The sequence below is a fragment of the Pseudomonas sp. G1002 genome, assembly GCF_013385455.1.
Lineage (GTDB): Bacteria > Pseudomonadota > Gammaproteobacteria > Pseudomonadales > Pseudomonadaceae > Aquipseudomonas.
The window spans coordinates 1-21092 of sequence record NZ_JACAPY010000016.1; the positions used below are offsets into that span (position 1 = coordinate 1).

Consider the following 21092-nt stretch of genomic DNA (forward strand, 5'->3'; position numbering starts at 1 on the left):
TTTAGCCGCGCCGGGCCATGGATGGCCCGTCGCGGCGGCCCGCGGAACCGGGCCGGAGTGCGGGCATGCCGAGCCTAAGCGAGGCACCGAGTGGTGGGGCAAAGACCTTTTACTTTTGGCTGGGCCGGCATTCCGGGCGTTTGCCAAAAGTGACCCGCTGTAAGAGCGGAACCATAAGCCGCCGTTACCTAAATAACGGATATGTACTCCCCCCCAAAACGCTCAGCGCCCCCTAGCGAACAATCTTGTCCACCTGAATCCCCAGCTTCTTCAACCGATACCAAAAACTGCGCTCGGAAATCCCGATCTTCTGCGCCGCCGCAGCCTGCACCCCGTTGCTCTCCTGCAACGCAGCCATGATGTAAGCCTTCTCTACCTCAGCCAGCGCCGCATCCAGATCCTGCGGCACACCCGGCCCGTTGCTGAGTATCGCGCCCACCCCATCCTCAGCCGGCGTCGAAGCAAACAGATACGCCGGCAAATCAATATCCTCGATCACCGGCGTCGCCGCGACAATGGTCGCCCGCTCCACACAGTTCTGCAGCTCACGAATATTGCCCGGCCAGGAATACGCCGCCATGGCCTGCAACGCCTCGGGGCTGAAACCGGTGATGCGTTTGCCTGCCGTGGCACTCAAGGTCTGGGCAAAGTGCCGGGCCAGCGGCGCGATGTCTTCCACCCGCTCACGCAAGGCCGGCAGCGGAATCGGAAATACGTTCAAGCGGTAGTAAAGGTCTTCACGAAACTCTTTGTTCGCCACCGCATCCAGCAAGTTCTTGTTGGTGGCAGCGATCACTCGCACATCCACCTTGCGCTCGCGCGGGTCACCCACCGGCTCGATCACCCGCTCCTGCAAGGCCCGCAGGATTTTCGCCTGCAACGCCAACGGCATGTCACCCACTTCATCGAGAAACAACGTGCCCTTGTCGGCCTGCATGAAGCGCCCGACCCGATCCGCCACGGCGCCAGTGAAGGCGCCCTTGCGGTGGCCGAACATCTCGCTTTCCAGCAAACCTTCGGGGATTGCCGCGCAGTTGACCGCCACAAACGGCTTGTCGGCGCGGTTGCCGTGCTTGTGAATGGCGCGGGCGACCATCTCCTTGCCGGTGCCGCTTTCGCCCGTCAGCAGCACCGTAGCGTTGCTGTCGCGCACCGAGTCCACGGCGTGCAGCACGCGGCGGAACGCCGGGCTGTCACCCACCAGGCTGTCGAACTGCGCATGTTCATCCAACTCGGCACGCATGCGCGCGTTGTCGCGCATGATGTCGCGGAACTGCAGGGCCTTCGCCACCGTGATGTCCAGCTCGTCGATATCGAAGGGCTTGGCAATATAGTCGTAGGCGCCGTTGCGCATCGACTGCACCGCGTTCTTCACGGTGCTGTAGGCGGTCATCACGATCACCGGCAGTTGCGGGTAGCGCACCTTGATTTCCGCCAGCAGCGCCGGCCCGTCCATGCCGGGCATGCGCCAGTCGCTGATCACCAGGTCGATGTCTTCCTGCTCCAGCACCTTGAGCGCATGCAGGCCGTTGCCGGCGGTAAACACCTGGATCCCGCTCTGGCTCAAGGCCGACGAAAGCAAGTCACAGAGCTTGGGTTCGTCGTCAACTACCAATACGTTATGCGTCATCACCATCCTCATCATCGCCGTCGTCTGCACCCTGGGCCGGAATGTACAGGCTGAAGGTGGCGCCGGCATCTGTCTCGCTGACACATTCGATGCTGCCGTCATGACTTTCCATGATCGAGAACACTTTGGCCAGACCCAAGCCCGTGCCCGAGGCCTTGGTGGTGACGAATGGTGTGAAGATCCGCTCGATCATGTCCGGCGCAATGCCCTCGCCGGTATCGCCGATGCTGATCACCGTGTTGCCGCCCACGCTGTGGATGCCCAGGGTCAGGCGCCCGCCTCCGGGCATGGCGTCGATGGCGTTGAGAATCAGGTTCAGGCACGCCTGCTTGAGCTGCTTGGCATCGGCATAAATCGTCGCGCCGGGAGCCGCATCATCAATTTGCGCGTCGATGTTATGGGTCGCAAGCTCAGGCCCGCAGAAGCCGAGGATCTCCTCCACCACCGGGCGTGCCGCCTGCACGGTGCGCAGCGGCGCACTGGGTTTGGCGAAGTCGAGGAATTCGGTGATCAGGTCGTTGATCCGGCTGACTTCGCTGATCACGTATTCGAGGTGACGCTTGTCGGTTTCCGGCAAATCGGCGCGGCGATGCAGCAACTGGGTGGCCGTCTTGATAATGCCCAGCGGGTTGCGAATTTCGTGGGCCAGGCCCATCGCGACTTCGCCCAGTGCATGCAGGCGGTCGCGGCGGCGCAGTTGCGCTTCCAGGTGATGCAACTCACCGAGGCGCTCGGTCATGTGGTTGAAGGTGCTGCTCAGTTGCGCCAGCTCGTCGCCGCCGCTGACCGCCACACGGTGCTGATAGTTACCCGAGATCACCGCGCTGACGCCTTCGGACAGATCCCGCAATGGCCGGGTCAGGCGCTGGGACACCAGCATGCCCGCACCAAGGGACAACGCCGAGCTGAGCAGGAAGATCAACACGAACAGATTGCTCTGGTTCACCAGGCCCACCAGGCTGGTATGGCGCAGCAAGCCACTGAAGATCACCCCTTGCAGCTCGCCGGCATCGTTGAAGATCGGCCAGTACAAACCGCTGTAGTTGTTGGTGAACTGTTCGCTGGGCTGCTTGGTGCTGCGCAGCGCAGATTCGATACTCGAAGGAATCCGCGCGGGGTGATCGACAAAGCGCTGGGTGGAGAAAATCTCCGAAAACCCGCTGGGGTTGGCCAGGTACAAGCGCAGGTCGAGGGAATGCACATCGGCCACACTGGTCAGGAAACTGCTGTCCAGATAAGTGGCCACCAGCAGTTGATAATCGACGCCGTCCTCGCTGGTCTCGAAGGTGGACACCACAACCCCGGTGGTCACGCCACCCACTTCGACCGTCTGCAACACCGCATTACTGGCCAGGTTGATTTGCTTGACGATGTCGTCGGCGGCGGTGGTAAACACGATTTTGTGGTCACTGCTGCGGATCAGCGCCACCACGTCGATGTCGGTGGCGGCGGCAATATCGGCGGTCAGCTTGTCGTGTTTCTCGGCCTGGCGCGACGACGGCGGCTTGGTGTAGCGCAGGAACAGTTGGGCGACCCGGGCGTTGTCGTGGAGGATGTCGCCGATCTCGTCCTTGACGATCTTGGTCGACTCCTGCAGCCAGATGCGCACGTTGCTGTCGAAGATCTGCGACAACGTCGTGGCGGCCAGCTCCGCCGCGATCATCGTCGGAATTACCGTCACCAGCCAGAACGCCAACACCAGCTTGCGCTGGACGCTCCAACGCGAAATGGCAAAGGGGCGGGCTTTTTGGCGGGTCTTGTTGATCATCAGGTTTCGCTTATCGCAGCAGCCATGGCAGGGTCGGATCGATCCGGTCGGAGAAACACTTTTGCAACGAACAGCGCACGGTTGACCAGCCAGTTACGGTGGCGGAAAAACATGCTGTTGCCCTGGAACTCGCAGCCCAGCAGCAACTTGCTGGCATAGCCGGCCTGACCACATTCATATAACGCAATATCGTTGCGAATACAGTAGTCGATGTTGGTTAACCAACTGCGCACCGCCAGGCTGTATTCGCGACTGTAGTTACTGTCTTCGCCGAAAAACTTGTCAATCAGGCGATCCCGGTTAAGCAGGATCAGGTTGAACGCCACCAGTTGCTCGTCCACCCAATAAAGCACACAGACCGCACGTTCCTGCAGCTGTTCAAGGATACCGGTGAAATAGCCTGCCGGCAGTCGCTCGAACTGCAGGTCGGAGCGTTCCAGGGTGGCCTCATACAGCGCCATGATGCGCGGCAGTACGTCGTCGATGTTGCGTCGCCACTCGACACGCGGGCCCGGCGCACGCAGTTTGCGGCGCAGGTCCTTGCGGGTGGCTTTGTCCAGCGAACCGAGGTAGGCGTCCACTGAACCAAAAGGGATCGGCAACAAGGCCGTTGGCAGGCTGGGCATGCTCTGGAAACCCGCGCCAAGGCAGCTGTTTGACCAGCCTTCGTCCCTGGTCGGTGCATCCTTGACCGCCACCAGCCCGACGCCGAACGTATCGGCATCCTGGCGCGCGGCAGCGAGCAATTGCGCAAGCAGAGCCTCGCGCCCTGATTCGGCAACGTGGCTGGCGATGCCCGCATTGCACTGCTCCGCCACCGGCGAGCCGATGGCATACAGGCCCAACTTCAAAACACCCGGCCACAGTCGCTCCAGGCGCTCGGTAAAGCGCTTGCCTACGCCTGACACGGTGGTGTCCAGGCGATACCGCGTGATGAACGCCGGCGCGACCGCCACCAGCCTTGCATCGTCAAACACCGCGAGGTAGCGCCACTGAAAGTCATCAATAGCGGCGTTTTCCACGGCCACGTAATAGTCCCAATCCTCCAGGGCATCGGGAAAACAGTCGTTCCAGGCACTGCGTTCGATGGCCCGAATGGTCGAAAAGGCTTGGGCGGTGATCACGTCAAATCCTTAGGGTTCAAGCCAGCTGTCGATAATCTTCAGGTGCCTCTGTGGCGTGTGCGTGCTGCCCGACAAACTCGGCACTCAACTCGATCACCCGACGGTATTGCAGGTCGACGGTGATCATGTGGTAGCAGTTGTCCAGCAGGATCTTGGTCACGGGGCCGCCGAGATGGCGTTCCACGTAATCGGCGTTCCAACGGCTGGTGATGTCATCCTCGATGGAATGCAGCACCAGGGCCGGGGTCTTGATCGATGGCATGAGCTTCTTCACCACGGCATTCATCCAGTGCAACTCGCGCACCGTGACGCCCTCCATGGTCAAGAGACCCGCCTCGCTGCTCTCCCCTTCCTTCATCTGCCGCTCGACGATCGCCCGCAGGCGCTCGTTCTTGATGCCGTAGGGCGGCTTTTCAGTAAAGCGGAACAGGCGCACACCGAAGGGAATACGGATCAGCAAGGGCGTGATGAACGCCATCTTGTTGATGCTCCAGCCGTCGTACTTCAACGTCGTGGAGTACATCAGCAAGCCGGCAACCTGGCCGGGGAACTGCGACGCCACGTACATCGACATCACCGCGCCCATCGACAAGCCGCCGACGAATACCTGCTCGTGGCGCTGTTTCACCGCGACGAAGGTCTTGCGCACGCCTTCGTACCAGTCCTGCCAGCCGGTGGCTTGCAGGTCGCTGTTGTCCCCGCAGTGGCCGGCCAGGGTCGGCACGTACACCGTGCAGTTACCGACCTTGGCCAACCCCTGAGCCACCCGACGGAGTTCCGTCGGGGTGCCCGTCAGGCCGTGGATCAACAGGATCCCAATCGGACCGCTACCGAGAACGAAGCCGGCATCACCTTCACCGAGGTCGATCTCGTGGCTGCTCACCGTTTGGTCGCTCGCACAAGCAGTTGCTCGAGCAGCTTCAGGCCCAGGTCGATTTCCGGGTAGCTGATTTCCAGCGACGGTGCCAGGGTGATCACGTTCTTGTAGTAGCCGCCCACGTCGAGGATCAGGCCGAGTTTCTGACCGTCAACCACCATGTCGCCCTTCATGCCTTCCTCGACCATGTAGTCCAGGGTCGCCTTGTCCGGAGTGAAGCCGTCCGGGCCGCAGATTTCGCAGCGCAGGGCCAGGCCCAGGCCATCGACGTCGCCGATGATCGGGAAGCGCTTTTGCAGCTCTTGCAGGCCGGCCAGGAAGTATTTGCCCTTGGCCATGACCATCGCGCCGTAGTCGACTTCGCTGGTCATCTTGAACATTTCCAGGCCTACCGCGGTGCCCAACGGGTTGGACGCGAAGGTGGAGTGAGTGGAGCCTGGCGGGAAGATCTTAGGGTTGATCAACTCTTCCTTGGCCCAGATGCCGCCCAGCGGGTTCAGGCCGTTGGTCAGCGCCTTGCCGAAGACGATCACGTCCGGCTTGACGTCGAAGTGTTCGATCGACCACAGCTTGCCGGTACGCCAGAAGCCCATCTGGATTTCGTCGACGACCATCAGGATGCCGTGCTGGTCGAGGACCTGCTTGAGCTCGCTGTAGAAGTTCATCGGCGGGATCACGTAGCCGCCGGTGCCCTGGATCGGCTCGACGTAGAAGGCGGCGTATTCGCTCTGGCCGACTTTCGGGTCCCACACACCGTTGTATTCGGTTTCGAACAGACGGGCGAACTGCTGCACGCAGTGGCTGCCGTATTCTTCCTTGGTCATGCCTTTAGGGCCGCGGAAGTGGTACGGGAACGGGATGAAGTTGGCGCGCTCGCCGAAGTGGCCATAGCGACGACGGTAGCGGTAGCTCGAAGTGATCGACGAAGCGCCAAGGGTACGGCCGTGGTAGCCGCCTTCGAAGGCGAACATCAGGCTCTTGCCGTTGGTGGCGTTACGCACCACTTTCAGGGAGTCTTCGATGGACTGCGAACCGCCCACGTTGAAGTGCACACGACCGTCGAGGCCGAATTTTTTCTTGGCGTCGACTGCGATCATTTCCGACAGCTCGATCTTGCCTTTGTGCAGGTACTGGCTGGCGATTTGCGGGAGGGTGTCGATCTGCTGTTTCAGCGCGTTGTTCAGGCGCGGGTTGGCGTAACCGAAGTTAACGGCCGAGTACCACATTTGCAGGTCGAGGTAAGCCTGGTCTTCGGTGTCCCACACGTAGGAGCCTTCGCAGCGGCTGAAAATGCGCGGCGGGTCGATGTAGTGAACGGTGTCGCCGTAGGAGCAGTACTTGGCTTCTTTATCCAGAAGAACCTGGTCTTCTGCGGTAGCGATGCGGATATCAGACATGGTGGAAGAGTTCCTGATTGTCGGAAGAGGTGCTGAAGGAGGTGGCGTTGGCGGCGATGCCCTGAGGCAGCTTGGCCAGCAATGCCGGCAGTTCGGCGAAGGTGTCGAACCGCGCGTAAGGGATGTTGTTGGTTTCGCAGTAGTCGGCCAGGCTGGCCTTGGCGAAGACGAAGTCGGCGGTGGAGGCCACGCACATGTCGGACTTGCCGTCGCCGATCACCAGCACGCGCTTGTTGCGCGGCGTGGACTTGCACTTGCAGTTGCCGGAGGCGGCACGGCAGGCGTCGCTGGCATACGGGAAGTCGATGCGCCAGCTGTTCTGGTCGACCTGGCGCAGGCGGTTGGCGAGGATCGGCAGCAAGGTCACGTAGTTGCGCGACAGAATCCGCGCGATGCCTTGTTCGATGCCATCGCTGACCACTTCAATGGAAGCGCCCAGGCCCATGACGTGGTCGACGAAGTCCGGGAAGTCCGGATCGATCTCGACGCTGTCGAAATACGCCAGCAACTCGGCCGGGGTCGCCTTGATCAGCGCCAGTTGACGGCTCAGGCATTCGCGCGAACCGATGTGCCCATCCAGCCATTCCTGCTCGATGGTTTCCCACTCGGGGCCGGCGAAGCGTTGGAGGACGTTGTCGATGACGTCGGTAGGGGTGATGGTCCCGTCGAAGTCACACACGATATGCCAGTGGATCATCTGCATTTACCTATGAAGTAGGAGCGCGCTGTTGCGCTTGCAGGGGATAGAGCATGGAGTGTGCCAAGTGCCACCAACCCCTGTTTTCAAAGGGTTTGGCGGGTATCGGCGTGTGGTTGTGTCGGAACTTGCTACAATTTTTGTAGCTCGCTACAACCTAGATGAGTGCTTGCCTAAGGCAGGGCGTTTGCGCGTTCATGCGCGCATGTTCACAAAAGGAAATGGCTCCATGTTCAGGGTTACTTTTGCTGTATTCACCGGCTTGCTGGGGCTGTGGGGCGTTTGCGGCGCTGCGCTGGCGGACGGAATTACCGGTGAAGCCGGCGCAGGCGTCAGCTATCAGCCCCACGATCCGACGGGCAGCCGCTACGAAACGCGGCCGATCCCGTATTTCGACCTGGATTGGGGGAGTGTCAGCCTGGGTACCGACGATGGGCTGACCTGGAGTGCCCTGAATACCCATGGCTTTACTGCCGGGCCTTACATCAACTACTTGCCGGGGCGGACGGCCAATGGGTCGCTGCGGGGCTTGCGTGATGTTTCGGATATGGCCGAGGTTGGAGGCTTTATTCAGTACGCTCCGGCTGATTTCTGGCGGGTGTATGCACAGGTGGGTCAGGCCGTGGGCGGGGCGCGTGATCAAAGCGGGGTTGTGGGGAAGCTCGGCGGCGAATTGGGTTATCCGTTGGGGAGCGGCATTATCGGCAGCACCGGCCTGATGGCGCACTTTGCCGATGCCCGCCAGGCGCAGACGTTTTTCGGGGTGGATGCCAATGAGGCTGCGGCCTCGGGGTTTCGGCCGTATAACGCCAGTGCCGGGTTTCAGAACCTGACGCTGACGCAAAGTTTTGAGTTTCCTTTGGATGCGAAGTGGTCGCTGTTGACCAGTGCCAGTTGGATACACCTGGTGGGGTCAGCGGCCAATAGCAGCATCGTCAAGGAGACCGGGGATGTGAATCAGGGGCAGGTGCAGACGGCCATCAGCTATAAGTTTGATTGAAGCAACAGCAAAATCAAAGGCGGGCACGCTCCAAATGTGGGAGCGGGCTTGCTCGCGAAGGTCGTTAACGATGACTCGGGCATCCTGATTCAACGCGGCGCCCTCTGGTTCTTCGCGAGCAAGCCCGCTCCCACATAAAGCGGCTCTGCTTTTGCTTCTAACACTCAGGTCGGCTGCTTTTTAATTTTTATCTGACAGCCCCCATTCAGCCCTTGGCCTCACTGATAATCTGCCGAATCGCCCCGACAAACGCCTCAGCCGGCTGCCCACCACTCACCGCGTACTGATCGTTGAACACGATGGTAGGCACAGAAGTCACCCCGCGAGACACCCACAACTGCTCCTGCTCCCGCACCTCGGCGGCATATTCGTCCGAAGCCAGAATTTCCTCTGCCCGCACACGGTCCAGCCCAACACCCTCGGCAATCCCCGCCAACGTCCCGTGATCAGACGGATCCTGCTGGTCAGTGAAATACGCCTTGAACAATGCTTCCTTGAGGTTGTACTGCAACCCCTCAAGCCCCGCCCAATGCAACAGACGATGGGCATCAAACGTGTTGTAGATACGACTCTGCCCGTCCGTACGAAACGCAAAACCCAACTCCGCACCCATATCACGAATCCGCGCCCGGTTAGCCTGGGACTGCTCAGCCGTGGAGCCGTACTTTTCAGTGATGTGCTCGGTAATGTTCTGCCCTTCGGCAGCCATGTTGGGGTTCAGCTCAAACGGCTGGAAATGAATCTCGGCCTGCACCTCCGGACCCAGTTGGTCCAGGGCCTCGGTCAAGCCACGCAGGCCAATGATGCACCAGGGACACGACACGTCGCTGACGAAATCGATTTTCAGGGGAGTACTCATGACTAGGCAACCTCGCTGGCATTACACGCCGGAAAGATCCCACGATACACCCCGTCAAGCCCCTACAAAACCTTCGCAGGCGCCACCGGGTCGATTTGCGCCCAATGCGCCGCATCCTGACGATGCGCTTGCAAATAGGGCAAGACCGCCGCCAGCAACGGCGCCTTGAACGCCTCCTGGAAGCGATGCGCCAGCCCCGGAATCAGCCGCAGCTGGCTGCCCTGGATATGCGCCGCCAGGTGCACCCCATGCATCACCGGCAACAATGGATCGGCCGTGCCATGCACCACCAGCGTCGGCACCCGCAGTTGATTGAGCAACGGCACCCGGCTCGGTTCGGCAAGGATCGCCATGATCTGGCGCTTCACACCGTCAGGGTTGAACGCCCGGTCGTACGACTGCGCCGCCTGCTGCAACAGCACCTTGCGATCATCCTTCACATAAGGACTGCCCAGCGCCGCCAGCAGGTCGGCCTGTTGTTCCAGGGCCACTTCACGATTGGGCGCGCTGCGGCGCGACAACAGTTGCACCAGCGCCGCACTCGGTGCCGGCAGGCCTTCGGCGCCGGAGCTGGTCATGATCAGCGTGAGGCTTTCCACTCGTTGCGGCGCCATGGCCGCCAGGTGCTGGGCGATCATGCCGCCCATGCTCGCGCCCAGCACGTGGAACTGCTGAATGTGCAAGCCGTCCATCAAGCCCAGTGCGTCATTCGCCATGTCGGTCAGGGTGTAGGGCGCCGCCACCGGCAGACCGAGCTTGTAGCGCAGCACTTCAAAGGTCAGGTTGGCGCTGGCCGGTGCCTGGCGCCAGGTGGACAGCCCGACATCACGGTTGTCATAACGAATCACCCGAAAGCCCTGCTCACACAGGGCCACCACCACTTCGTCCGGCCAGTGGATCAACTGCCCGCCCAGGCCCATCACCAGCAGCAAGGCCGGGTCGGAGGCACGACCAATGCTCTGGTAGGCCAGGCTCACCTGTTCCAGATCAACCCGTTCAGTCGGGACATTCACATCACATCGAGAAGCCGCAAAGGACGGCAGGCCGAATAACAGAGCGGCCATGAAAAACAACACGCGCATGAAAAACACCGAAACGCAGAACCCCAGTAGAGCGCGAGTCTGATGAACTTTGTACAAGCGCGCTGCCACAGTTCAGTGACAGTTTGATGAAGGGCGCCCAACGGTCATCCGCGTATCTATCTATCACCTCACGCCCTGGCCCCGCCTTTTTAATGGTGCATTCACCGGCAAGCCCGGTCTCACCAGAGCATGAACACACCATCATGAGTGACCTCACCCTACTTCCCCCGTCTGCCACCCTGAGCGACTTCGCCTCACCGTCGCTTCCAGGCCAGGCCCGCCTCCAGGACCAGAGCCTGTCCCTGCAAGCCTCAGCGCGCTGGCGCGAAAGCCAACAGGAGCTGCATCAACTGATTGCCCAGGCACCCGGCGTGCGCGACTCCATCGAACAACTGCTCACAGAGCATTGGCAACTGGGCGCAGCACCGGTCGGCCTGGGATTTCTCAAGACCGAAGATCACGACGAGCACTTCGTCAGCCTGGTGGATGCCTGGGGATTTATCTGCCAGTTTCCAGACATCTCCCCCAACCTGGATGCCCGCAGCACCGTGGTCGGCCTGGCGTCCCACCGCCTGTCAGCCCTCACGCCCGTGCAATTGCTCAAGCGGCTCCAGGCACTGGGCCTGGGGAAACTGCTCAGCGCCCGCTGGGAAAACTATTGGAGTACCCGGGCGCCGGGTACGCCGTTGTCCCGTCGCGAGCGGGCGGCACAACTGTACTGCCAGCATTTCGAGGCCTGCGGGCAATCGGCCTATGCCCAGGGAAGGCTGGGTGCCCAACAACTGATCTCGTTGCAGACAGTGCTCAACCCGGTCACCACCCCCAATGGCGTACGCCCCGTCGAGACCTGCCAGCTGGCGTTGCTGCTGCCCGACCAGAGCAAGGTCAAATTGGCTGGCGCCTGGGTCATCTCCGTGGGCCAGGAGCCGCTGTTGACACAAACCCTGTACCTGCCCTGCCGGCAACCCGGCGTGATGGTCTTCAGCCAACGCCGCGACATGGAGCAGTGGCTGGTCGCAGCGCATCAGCAACTGATCCCGCCGGACGTCGCGGCTGACGCTGTCACCGTCGAATACAGCTCGCGCACCGAACCCCTGGAGCACGGCATTCTGGACCTGCTGTCGCACCTGCACGCGGCTCAGCTGGAAAGCCTGCGCAACCGTCATCGCAATGGCAGTGACCTGGCCCGTTACGCCAGCCATGCCCTGGATGATGCCGACCGCCTGGACCGCCAGCGCCGGGAAATCCCGATGCTTATCGCACCGCATCAACCGGCAGATACGCCCGGCCCGGACGCTGACGACCTGCCTCCTGCCCTGCCCTTCGGCCACCTCAGCGCCGACATTGCCCTGGGCCAGCGCTGGGCCGCGATCAGGCTGCAACGCAGCTCACTGGAACGCTTCCTGGGCGATGGCCCTGAGCAAACCGCCCGGCTGGCGCAGTTGAAGGGTTTGATGCAAGCGCTGAAAGACGCAGAGCAGGCCGGCAATGATGCCGCCAGCGGCCTGCTGGCAAAAAAAGCCGCCTTCGATCAACTTGAGCTGCGGCAAAAACCCAATCCGGACTATGACGCGCTCTACCAGGCGCGGCTCGCCGCCCTGCGCGCCGAGGGCGCCATCCAGCATGCGCTCCAGCAGATCAGCGATGAAGAACACGGCCTGCTCCTGGCCGTCACGGAACACCCCGCGGCCCCGGAACGCCGCCCGGCTGTCGCGGTGACCCGCCTGATCCTCTCCAGCCGTGACCCAAGGGAAGGTTCCGAGGAGCTGACAGGCCTGTTGCTCATCACCCAGACCAGCGCGCTGACCTCTTCGGCGCCCCACAGCCTGTTGCTGTACTGGCCCGGCAATGCAGGCGGCCTGCAGCGTTTCGAATCCCGCCAAGCCCTGGAACACTCGCTGTTCAAGCTGTCGAGCGAAGCGCAGGACGTCACCCTGCAATTGTCGCTGCTCACCGGCGACCCGATTGAATACTCGTTGCAACAGCAGCTGTACGCCAGCGAACAACAGGCGTATGCGCTGATCTCCCTCTTCCCGGTGCCTCCGTTCGGCCAGGAGCGAACCGAAGGCCTGGACAAACTCAAAGAGCAAACCCTGTTTACCCTGCAAACCCCGGTGTGTCCGGCGCGGGAACTGGCGTATGGACAACTGCTCGAGCAACAACGCAGCAGCACCCTGGCCGGGGCACTGCCTGGGGAGTTGAGCCAGTTGCCGGCAGATGAACGCCTGGCGCTCAAGCACCTGATACACGCGCAGATCAGCGCCCTGCATCGCTCGCAGCAATTGCTCGAACGCGAGCTGGAACCTTTCGACGATTTCGGCCAGCGCCGCCTGGACCAACGCCTACGCGAAGACTTCCAGCTTGAAAACACCTGGTCGGTGCAACTGGACCTGCCCGATACGGTCAGCCAGGAGCGCGAATACCTGTCCGAATACGCGGGCCCGGGTACACCGTTCAAGTATGTGACGGTGCCCAGTACCCGCCGCAGCACCCTGTCATTGTTGCAACTGGCCCAGCAAAACATCGACCCGACGCTGGCCCAGCGCCTGACCTACATGAAGCTCGATGTCTCCGGCCCCAATGCCCCTGAAACCACCCGGCTGACCACCGGCCTGTCCCTGGAATACCTGAAGACCCTGGTCAAGGAGCTGGACCTCGCCGGGGCCTACGAAAGCTTGATCACCCGCACCTTCCTCGGTGATCCCGCGGCGGCGCCTTTCACCACGCAGCACCGTCGCGAATGCCTGACCGAGCCGCTGCGCCTGATGCTCATGCTGCAAGGCAAACGCGCGCGGGCCCTGGGGCGATTCGACGACAACGATCTGCGGCTGCTGAGCATAGCCATCGACGCCGACAACGCGGATGCCTGGCAGGTGGAAGACAAGAAAATCGTGCTGCTGCCGGCCACCCTGAGTGCGGGCGGTGAAGATACCGACTTCGGTCCGACCACCCTGTCAGGGGTCACCTTCATCCAGGAACAAATCTCCGGCACAACCCTGCTGTACCTGCCAAACAGCCCGGACAACCAGGACCTGCGGCGCTACCCGAGCCTGGAACTGGCCCGCAAGGCGCTCTACGACCTCAGCCTGGTCAGCGGCATGAGCGCCTACCTGGCCGGCCTGGCCATCAAGGGCGACACCGCCGCCCACCTCGCCCGGATCGCTCAGGCCCAGCAACGGAATTTTGATCCGGTCTTTGCCGTCGGAACCCCGTGGCCGGCCACCACATCGCTGGCCACTCATTTGCTGAACGCCCATATGGGCCGCGTCATAGAAGCGCACCGCGCGACCTCGCGCTCCAACGCGGCCTTGTTGCTGGAGCAGAATGCGCTGCGCGCCGGGCTGATCTTCAACTACCTGAAAATCGCCCTGGGGCTGGTGCCTTTCGTGGGTTCGGTCGTCGCGTTGTATGACGCCTGGTCCAGTGCCAACCTGGCCACTGCTGCGTTCCTGCGCGGGAACGTCGGCCATGGCTTGGCCGAGGTCGAGGCGGTGCTGTTGTCGCTGATCGACTGCGCCATGGACATTCTGCCGGGCAGCCTCGCCCTGCCGATCAACGCCCGCGCTGCCACCCGCGAGCGTCAATTGCGCCATCTGGCCAGCAGCGCCGCCAGCCTGCACCTTCCCTCGGTCACCCAGGCTCGGCGGGCGGCACAGCGTTTCGCCGGTTATGAATATGAAGGAGTGATCTCGCTGGCCGGGCTGCAACCGCAGACCCACGGTTTTTATCGCAATGTGTACCGGCATACCGAAGGCGACTTCATCGTGCGGCGCGGGCGCATCTATCAGGTTGAGCTGGCCGGCGATCCCCTGGACTGGCGACTGAGCCCGACCCGCAGCAAAACCTACAAGCAGCCGATTGCCCTGGATGAAAACGGCGAATGGGACACTCACTACGGCGTCTACGGCAGCGCATTCAAGGGCGGCCTGGCGGGTGGCGGCAGCGTGCTCGGGCATATGGCCGAAGTGCTTGATCCGATCTGGCCCCAGTCGATCCGTGATTACTTGCCACGCTGGTGGACCGACCGCGCCCTGCGCCGCCAACAGGCGCTGGCCAACAGTATCAACAGCCGCGAAGACCTGATTGCGCTCTCCATTAACCGAACCGAAGAACTGATGGCCCGCACCGACAGCGCAGGCCCGGCGATCCGCAGAGCCTTCGAGCAGGACATCGAGCTGTACAGCCGCCAGTATCAGGAACTGACGGAGTTCGTGCCCTTTACCAGCGGCAACCGCCAGCGCGCGATCAGAGAGGACATGAGCCGCAATGCGGCGCGCCTGACCCTGACCACCCTGAACCGGGCGCGCTATCACTTCAAGCAGATCGAGGCACGGAGCCTGGAGCTTGGAACCCATAACATGACCGCCATCTCCCCCGAGGTTTTCGACACCTTGGCAATCGTTCCCGCCATGCTGGAGATCCTGCGGCAGCGTAAAAGGATCAGCAGCGAGATTCTGCGTGACCTGGACCGGATCGATGCCGACTTTTCCCAGTTCAACCGCTGGTTCGATCAGGTTACCGATGCCGCCCACCGTACCCGGCTAAGCCCGATGCTGGAGCAATTCCGACGTACGCTCAATGACAGCTACCGCACGCACCTGAAATTTTTACACCGCTTCGATACCCTTGAGACTTACCCCGAAGTTGCCGAGCTGTCTTGGTTCTACTTGCGGGCCCAGGCCCGGGACAGCTACGCCAAAGTCAACCGCGCATGGGCTTCGCATTTTGAACTGCCCAACGCCAGCGCCAACATCACACAGCGGCGCAAGGTGCTGGAAGACTGCATACAGGCCTATGAACAATTCCGGCTGACCATCCGCACCTGGAACCTCGGTTACCCGCAGCATTTCGACCAGGCGCAACTCAGTGCGTTTTTCGTCGACATTGACCAGATGATCGAACTCGCCCGCCGGGCCATCAAGGAGTCGCCGGCAAGCCGCCCACCGGCCGGGCAACCCGTGCGGCGGGTATTCGACACCGAGGACAATATTTCCCTGGTGGGCACCGAGAGCATCGACCCACAAACCCAAGCCACCACTTACCAGGTTGAGAGCGCCAGCGGGCGCGTCGAGACCTGGGTGAAGGGCCCCGGCGGCAAGTCCCGGCTCAAGGATATTGCCGCCTCGGAACCCGCGCCGCCGGAGTCCAACGTCAAGCCGTTCGTGGTGAGCGAAGCCAGGGCTCGCCTGGACAACGTCGCGCTGTACGAAAGCCGCGCCACCGCCTACACCGAGCAAAAAATGCTGCCGGTGGACCTGGAGCACCTGCTGGTCAGCGAAGCGGCCGAGTTGAACCTGCGGGCCAATCGCCTGGAACGCCTGGACCCCACCGAGGACCTCGTGCGCCTACTGCGGGCCAAGGCCGCGGAGCTGACCATCAAGGGCCGCAACCTGCGAATCCGCCAGACCCTCGCCAGCAAAACCCCTACCGAAGGTTATCTGGACTACCTTCGCGAACAACGGGTGGTGGAGATTCGCAAGGGCGAACCGGCCCGCAACCTCAATGAAGGCAAGAAAGGACGGGCGGATTTTCTTCAGGAATACGTGATTCAGGACCTGACACAAACGCCGCCCGCCACCCTGTGGTACGCGCACTTTCATTACGACAAGGCCGGGGCGCAGTTCGACGAGTTCATCAAGGCCCACTTGAAGATTCCCGAGCAGCGCAACCTGGGCCTGCAATGGCAAGTCGCCCAGGCGCAAGCCGGGGCCGCGGTGGACCCTATCTGGCGCGGCAATATCGGGCGAGCGCTGGCCACCCGGCACTTTGCCGGGGTGTGAGGCGGCGGGACTTGAGCACGACGGTCGACAGGCCTATCAACATGAGACAAACTCAACCGATCCGAATTTGTCACAAGTTATATTCATGGAGACCCCGTGCTCGAAATCCGCCATCTCAAGACCCTGCACGCCTTGCGCGAAGCCGACAGCCTGGTGGAGGCCGCTGAGCGCCTGCACCTGACGCAATCAGCACTCTCCCACCAGTTCAAGGAACTGGAAGAGCGCATGGGCATGCAGTTATTCGTGCGCAAGACCAAGCCGCTGCGCTTCACCAGCGCCGGCCTGCGCCTGCTGCAACTGGCGGACGCCACCCTGCCCTTGCTGCGCGGTGCCGAACGCGACATCGCGCGCCTGGCCGGCGGCACGGCCGGGCGTTTGCACATGGCCATCGAGTGCCACAGTTGCTTCCAGTGGTTGATGCCGACCATCGACCAGTTCCGCGATGCCTGGCCGGAAGTCGAGCTGGACCTGGCCTCCGGCTTCGCCTTCGCGCCGCTGCCGGCCCTGGCCCGTGGCGACCTGGACCTGGTGGTGACCTCGGATCCGCTGGAGCTGCCGGGCATCACCTATGTACCGCTGTTCACCTACGAAGCCATGCTCGCCGTGGCCAACCAGCACCCGCTGGCGAACAAGCCGTACATCGTGCCCGAAGACCTGATCAGCGAAACCCTGATCACCTACCCGGTGGAGCGGGATCGCCTGGACATCTTCACCCGCTTCCTGGAACCGGCGGATGTAGAACCGGCCCAGGTGCGCACCTCGGAACTGACGGTGATGATGATGCAGTTGGTGGCCAGCGGTCGCGGCGTGTGCGGCATGCCCCATTGGGCGCTGCATGAATACAGCTCCCGGGGGTATGTGAAGGCCAAGCGGCTGGGGGAGAAAGGTTTGTTTGCCACGCTGTACGCCGGGATTCGCGCCGACATGCTGGACGCGCCGTACATGCGTGATTTTCTGCTGACGGCCAAGGACACCTCGTTTTCGACCCTGGACGGCGTCAGCGCCGTTCGCTGACCTGTAGCGGATACCTGTGGCGAGGGAGCTTGCTCCCTCGCCACAAGATCAGGCAGGGATCAGAGAGGCGCGGTAGAACGGCAGAATCAAATCCCGGGTCAGCGGCGCAAGCTGCAAACCGCCGTCGCCCGCCGGGTCGATCCAGCACACCTCTTCAATCTCGGCAGCCGGCATCACCGCCACGTCGATGTGCACCTGGAACAATTCGGCCTGCACCACAAACCCCGGCTCATTCGCCGCCGGCGCCGAGAATTGCCCAAGGTACACAGCCGCCGCCGGATCAACTCGCAGGCCCAGTTCTTCGTGCAGCTCACGGGCCAAAGCCTCTACGGGTTGCTCGCCGGCATCGATCTTGCCGCCCGGCTGCATGAAGGCCTGGGTGCCGCGCTTGCGTACCAGCAGGGTCTGGCCGTCGCTGCCGATCAGCAGGGCGGCGGCGATGCGAATGGTGGAGGTCATGAAAAGGTCGCCTTGAATACAAAGGCGCAAGGATCCCATGAACCGGTCTCACCCCGAAAGCAGTGCCTCATCCGGCTCCTTGATGAACACGCTGTACTTCGCCCCTTCCATGGCCTCGAACGCAATCAGCTTGTCCACCAGCGGCAGGTTCAACACCTTGCCGGCGTTGAGCAGCAGCATGCCGTTGTCGGCGTTGAGGTTGCGCGCCAGCACCATGCCTTCGGCCAGTTCGCGGGTGGTCAGGACCTTCACCGACGGGTCGCCCAGGGTCACGTCACTGAGGAACGCGGCGCAGGCCTGGATGAAGTCCTCGACCATGTCCGGGTCGTAAAGGCGCCCGGCGTATTTGCGGATGTAGAGCAGCGCTTCGTCGCTGTTCATCTGCCGCTCAAGGATCAACCCGCGTTGCAATTCGATGAAGTCCACCGCCAGTTTCAACAGGCGCGAACCTACAGGTATTGCTTCGCCCTTGAGGTGGTCGGGAAAACCGCTGCCGTCCCAGCGTTCCTGGTGATGGCGGATCAAGCGTGCCGCGTCTTTCATCGGTTCCAGGGTCATCAGCAACGATTCGCTCTGGGCCGGATACGCCCGGTACCGCTCACGGTAGGTGCTGTGCAGCAGGTCGCTGGGAGAGACCATCATGTTGTCGCTCCAACTTAACTTGCCGATGTTGTAGAGCGCGGCGGCCATGGTCAGGTCGCGATTGCTGGCCTCATCCAGGCCGCGGCCGTGGCACCAGGTGCGCACCAGCTCGATGATCTGCCGGTTGGTTTGCTTGGCTCGGGGCAAGCGCAGGTTGGCCAGCAGCGAGAACACTTCGGTGCCGGTGGCGTAGCTGTGTTTGAGTTCTTCGTAGGCCAGGTCGAGCATGTCAGCAGTTTGCTGCAGCTCGCTGGTGCGTGAGGCCACGCGTTTTTCCAGGCTGGCGTTGAGTTGCTTGAGTTCGTCGTTCTGCTGGCGGGTCAATTGCTCCAGGCGCAGGCGCTCACGCTCGGAGTGTTGATGGGCCAGGGATTGCCGCAACGCCAGCAGCAGTTCTTCGTCTTTCCAGGGTTTGCTCAGGTAGCGGTAGATCTGCCCTTCGTTGATGGCCTTGATGATCAGCGTCAGGTCGGTTTCACCGGTCAGCAGGATGCGCACGGTGTGCGGGTAATCATGGTGGATCTGCGCAAGCAGGGTGGCGCCGTCCATGTCCGGCAGGCGCGCGGCACTCATCACCAGGTCGACGGGTTGCTGCGCCAGAATCGCCAGCGCGTGAGCGGCGTCGGTGGCGCTGCATAATTCAAAGGGTTCCAGGCGCAGCAACTGCGTCAGGCGGTCCAGCACGTCCGGGTGTGCGTCAATCAACAGCACTACCGGGCGGTCGGGATTTGCGAAGGTCACTGACTCTCCCATGGGGCACCTCGTATAGCGTCGATGTGCGTGTCCTACGGTCAAGGTAACAGCCTCCTGGCCATTACCCAGCAGTTTAGTCGGTTTTTCTTTGCGGTGATGGCCTTGAGACATCACTTCGTCAGATGGGCATAAAAAAGGGCCACTTCATTGAATGAAGCGGCCCTGAGATAACGCGCGGTGCATCACGCCTCGGCGGTTTTACCGGCCGAACCAAACGATGCAAATCGCTTGTTGAAGCCGGCGATGCGGCCTTCGGACTGGGTCTTGCGCTGTTGGCCGGTGTACACCGGGTGCGAGGCACTGGACACGTCCAGGAGTACGTAGGGGTAAGTGTTGCCGTCGCTGTGTTGTTGCGTACGGTCGGTTTCCACGGTGGAACCGATCAGGAAGAAAACGTCGGCGGCGGTGTCATGGAACAACACGGTGCGGTAGTCGGGGTGGATACCAGGTTTCATAAGGCCTCCGGGGCGTCTGGGTGAACATCAAGTGTTATACAGTAACACAAATGATGCACCAAAACGAGAACCGATTGCAATAAGAATAGACCCCGAGCTTCTATGCGGCTTCCTGGAAGTCCATTTCCGGGGGCTGCCGGGAGAAGCCCCGCGTCAGGAAACCCAGGTACACCAGGCCAATCGCCAACCAGCTCAGGCCCAGGTAAATCGCCAGGTGATCGAGGCTGACCATCAACCACAAATCCGCCACCAGGCCGATGGTCGGGAACACCAGGAACAGCACCAACTCCCGCAAACCGCGCTGCTTGGCACCGATCCAGTAGTGGAAGATCACCGACAGGTTCACCAGGCTGAAAGCCAGGAACGCACCGAAGTTGATGAACGAGGTGGAGGTGGTGACGTCCAGTCTCAACGCCAGTAACGCAACCACCGCGCACAGCAGGATGCTGTTGACCGGCGTACCGAAGCGCGCGTGCAAGGTACCGAAGAACGACTTGGGCAACACCCCGTCGCGCCCCATCGCAAACAGCAACCGCGAACCGCTGGCCTGCGCTGACAGCCCCGAGGCGAACTGGCCGACGATCAGGCCGATCAGGAAGATCGACACAAACAGGTCGCCGCCAATGTTGCGGGCAATCTCGTAAGCGGCAGAATCCACGTCGGTGAACTCGAACGATGGGTGGGCGATCTGCACGAAGTACGACACACCGACGAAGATCAGCCCGCCGATCAGGGTGATCAGCATGATCGCCCGGGGAATCGTGCGGCGCGGGTCGCGGGTTTCTTCGGTCAGGGTGCTGACCGCGTCAAAGCCCAGGAACGAATAGCAGGCGATCGCCGCGCCGCTCATGATCAACGGCATTTGCATCTGGCCGTTGAAGAACGGGGTGATGGTCCACAGCGGCTTGCTCGCATCACCGCCAATGTAGTGGATGCACAGCGCGACGAAGGCGACCAGCACCAGGAACTGCACCAGCATCAGCAAGGCGTTGATGCCGTTGGCGAGTTTCAGACCGATGATGTTGATCACACTGGTGACCCCGATAAACGCCAGTACCCAGACCCATTGCGGCACGGCCGGGAAGGCCGAATGCAGGTAGGCCGCGCCGATCAGCCAGATGGCCATGGGCAGGAACAGGTAGTCGAGCAACACCGCCCAACCGGCGATAAACCCGAGCTTGGGGCTGATGGCCTTGCGCACATAGCTGTAGGCGGACCCAGCCACCGGGAACGCCGAGGCCATGCGGCCGTAGCTCATGGCGGTGAAGAACATCGCCACCAGGGCGGCCAGGTAAGCGGCCGGGACCATGCCGGCGGTGGATTGCGCCAGGATACCGAAGGTGCCCAGGACAATGATCGGTGTCATATAGGCGATGCCAAACAGCACCACCGACCCTAACGACAGGGTGCGTTGCAAACGAGCCATGAGCGATTCTCCGCGCAATTATTAGATTTATGGCAGAACTGAAGTCGGTGCAGCGAACGCAATAATTTTTATGGTTGAAGCAGCTTTTTGGTGAAATGCAGCTTCTGTGGCGAGGGGGCTTGTCCCCCG

At 61.8% G+C, this 21092-nt stretch carries 15 protein-coding genes; 3 read left to right on the forward strand and 12 right to left on the reverse strand.

Translation table 11 applies throughout. From position 1 onward, the window contains the following. Positions 1-232: 232 nt before the first annotated feature. Genes HX801_RS06240 through HX801_RS06265 form a run of 6 tightly spaced genes read right to left on the reverse strand, consistent with a single transcriptional unit; the run spans position 233 to position 7493 of the window. Complete coding sequence (locus HX801_RS06240) at positions 233-1630, reverse strand: sigma-54 dependent transcriptional regulator (protein ID WP_003216481.1); 1398 nt, start codon at positions 1628-1630, stop codon at positions 233-235. Continuing rightward, positions 1620-3398 (reverse strand): HAMP domain-containing sensor histidine kinase, encoded by a 1779-nt coding sequence (locus tag HX801_RS06245; protein ID WP_102369840.1) that lies wholly within the window; start codon positions 3396-3398, stop codon positions 1620-1622. The genes HX801_RS06240 and HX801_RS06245 overlap by 11 nt, the downstream gene beginning before the upstream one ends. Beyond that, on the reverse strand, positions 3398-4522 hold the full coding sequence (locus HX801_RS06250) for a GNAT family N-acetyltransferase (RefSeq protein ID WP_177020514.1): 1125 nt from the start codon (positions 4520-4522) through the stop codon (positions 3398-3400). Before HX801_RS06250 ends, HX801_RS06245 begins: the two co-directional genes overlap by 1 nt. Before the next feature lie 16 nt (positions 4523-4538). After that, positions 4539-5405, reverse strand: coding sequence for a carboxylesterase (locus HX801_RS06255; RefSeq protein ID WP_003216475.1), 867 nt, complete (start codon positions 5403-5405; stop codon positions 4539-4541). After that, positions 5402-6796, reverse strand: coding sequence for an aspartate aminotransferase family protein (locus HX801_RS06260; RefSeq protein ID WP_003216473.1), 1395 nt, complete (start codon positions 6794-6796; stop codon positions 5402-5404). The genes HX801_RS06255 and HX801_RS06260 overlap by 4 nt, the downstream gene beginning before the upstream one ends. Further along, positions 6789-7493, reverse strand: coding sequence for an MtnX-like HAD-IB family phosphatase (locus tag HX801_RS06265; RefSeq protein ID WP_008435530.1), 705 nt, complete (start codon positions 7491-7493; stop codon positions 6789-6791). Before HX801_RS06265 ends, HX801_RS06260 begins: the two co-directional genes overlap by 8 nt. Before the next feature lie 229 nt (positions 7494-7722). On the opposite strand from HX801_RS06265, the gene HX801_RS06270 reads away from it, so the two are divergent. Then, complete coding sequence (locus HX801_RS06270) at positions 7723-8493, forward strand: MipA/OmpV family protein (protein ID WP_177021794.1); 771 nt, start codon at positions 7723-7725, stop codon at positions 8491-8493. A gap of 205 nt (positions 8494-8698) precedes the next feature. Here the strand turns inward: HX801_RS06270 and HX801_RS06275 are convergent, their stop codons facing one another. Further along, a complete protein-coding gene (locus HX801_RS06275) occupies positions 8699-9352 on the reverse strand; it encodes a DsbA family oxidoreductase (RefSeq protein ID WP_003216466.1) in 654 nt (217 codons plus the stop codon). 62 nt (positions 9353-9414) lie between these two features. Next, positions 9415-10434 carry an alpha/beta fold hydrolase gene (locus HX801_RS06280; RefSeq protein WP_177021795.1) on the reverse strand — a complete coding sequence of 340 codons (1020 nt, stop codon included), beginning with the start codon at positions 10432-10434 and terminating at the stop codon, positions 9415-9417. Positions 10435-10637: 203 nt separating this feature from the next. Between HX801_RS06280 and HX801_RS06285 the strand changes: the two genes are divergently transcribed. Then, positions 10638-16214, forward strand: coding sequence for a dermonecrotic toxin domain-containing protein (locus HX801_RS06285; protein WP_177021796.1), 5577 nt, complete (start codon positions 10638-10640; stop codon positions 16212-16214). A 96-nt stretch (positions 16215-16310) separates the two neighbouring features. Beyond that, on the forward strand, positions 16311-17228 hold the full coding sequence (gene metR, locus HX801_RS06290; protein WP_003216460.1) for a transcriptional regulator MetR: 918 nt from the start codon (positions 16311-16313) through the stop codon (positions 17226-17228). A gap of 48 nt (positions 17229-17276) precedes the next feature. Here metR and HX801_RS06295 read toward each other — a convergent pair whose 3' ends face one another. The 4 genes from HX801_RS06295 to HX801_RS06310 form a co-directional block, all read right to left on the reverse strand. After that, entirely contained in the window at positions 17277-17687 is a 411-nt protein-coding gene (locus HX801_RS06295) for an NUDIX domain-containing protein (protein WP_177021797.1), read from the reverse strand. Positions 17688-17735: 48 nt separating this feature from the next. Continuing rightward, positions 17736-19082 (reverse strand): HD domain-containing phosphohydrolase, encoded by a 1347-nt coding sequence (locus HX801_RS06300; protein WP_023659212.1) that lies wholly within the window; start codon positions 19080-19082, stop codon positions 17736-17738. A gap of 182 nt (positions 19083-19264) precedes the next feature. After that, positions 19265-19537 (reverse strand): type B 50S ribosomal protein L31, encoded by a 273-nt coding sequence (locus HX801_RS06305; RefSeq protein WP_003216453.1) that lies wholly within the window; start codon positions 19535-19537, stop codon positions 19265-19267. Positions 19538-19637: 100 nt separating this feature from the next. Beyond that, positions 19638-20963, reverse strand: coding sequence for an APC family permease (locus HX801_RS06310; protein WP_003216451.1), 1326 nt, complete (start codon positions 20961-20963; stop codon positions 19638-19640). Between the last annotated feature and the right edge of the window lie 129 nt (positions 20964-21092).

What these genes read in the sequence shown, in the direction of transcription:
- HX801_RS06240 (WP_003216481.1), bottom strand. Translation starts at nt 1,630, where the DNA reads ATGACGCATAACGTATTGGTAGTTGACGACGAACCCAAGCTCTGTGAC.
- HX801_RS06245 (WP_102369840.1), bottom strand. Translation starts at nt 3,398, where the DNA reads ATGATCAACAAGACCCGCCAAAAAGCCCGCCCCTTTGCCATTTCGCGT.
- HX801_RS06260 (WP_003216473.1), bottom strand. Translation starts at nt 6,796, where the DNA reads ATGTCTGATATCCGCATCGCTACCGCAGAAGACCAGGTTCTTCTGGAT.
- HX801_RS06265 (WP_008435530.1), bottom strand. Translation starts at nt 7,493, where the DNA reads ATGATCCACTGGCATATCGTGTGTGACTTCGACGGGACCATCACCCCT.
- HX801_RS06270 (WP_177021794.1), top strand. Translation starts at nt 7,723, where the DNA reads ATGTTCAGGGTTACTTTTGCTGTATTCACCGGCTTGCTGGGGCTGTGG.
- HX801_RS06275 (WP_003216466.1), bottom strand. Translation starts at nt 9,352, where the DNA reads ATGAGTACTCCCCTGAAAATCGATTTCGTCAGCGACGTGTCGTGTCCC.
- HX801_RS06280 (WP_177021795.1), bottom strand. Translation starts at nt 10,434, where the DNA reads ATGCGCGTGTTGTTTTTCATGGCCGCTCTGTTATTCGGCCTGCCGTCC.
- HX801_RS06285 (WP_177021796.1), top strand. Translation starts at nt 10,638, where the DNA reads ATGAGTGACCTCACCCTACTTCCCCCGTCTGCCACCCTGAGCGACTTC.
- HX801_RS06295 (WP_177021797.1), bottom strand. Translation starts at nt 17,687, where the DNA reads ATGACCTCCACCATTCGCATCGCCGCCGCCCTGCTGATCGGCAGCGAC.
- HX801_RS06300 (WP_023659212.1), bottom strand. Translation starts at nt 19,082, where the DNA reads ATGGGAGAGTCAGTGACCTTCGCAAATCCCGACCGCCCGGTAGTGCTG.
- HX801_RS06305 (WP_003216453.1), bottom strand. Translation starts at nt 19,537, where the DNA reads ATGAAACCTGGTATCCACCCCGACTACCGCACCGTGTTGTTCCATGAC.
- HX801_RS06310 (WP_003216451.1), bottom strand. Translation starts at nt 20,963, where the DNA reads ATGGCTCGTTTGCAACGCACCCTGTCGTTAGGGTCGGTGGTGCTGTTT.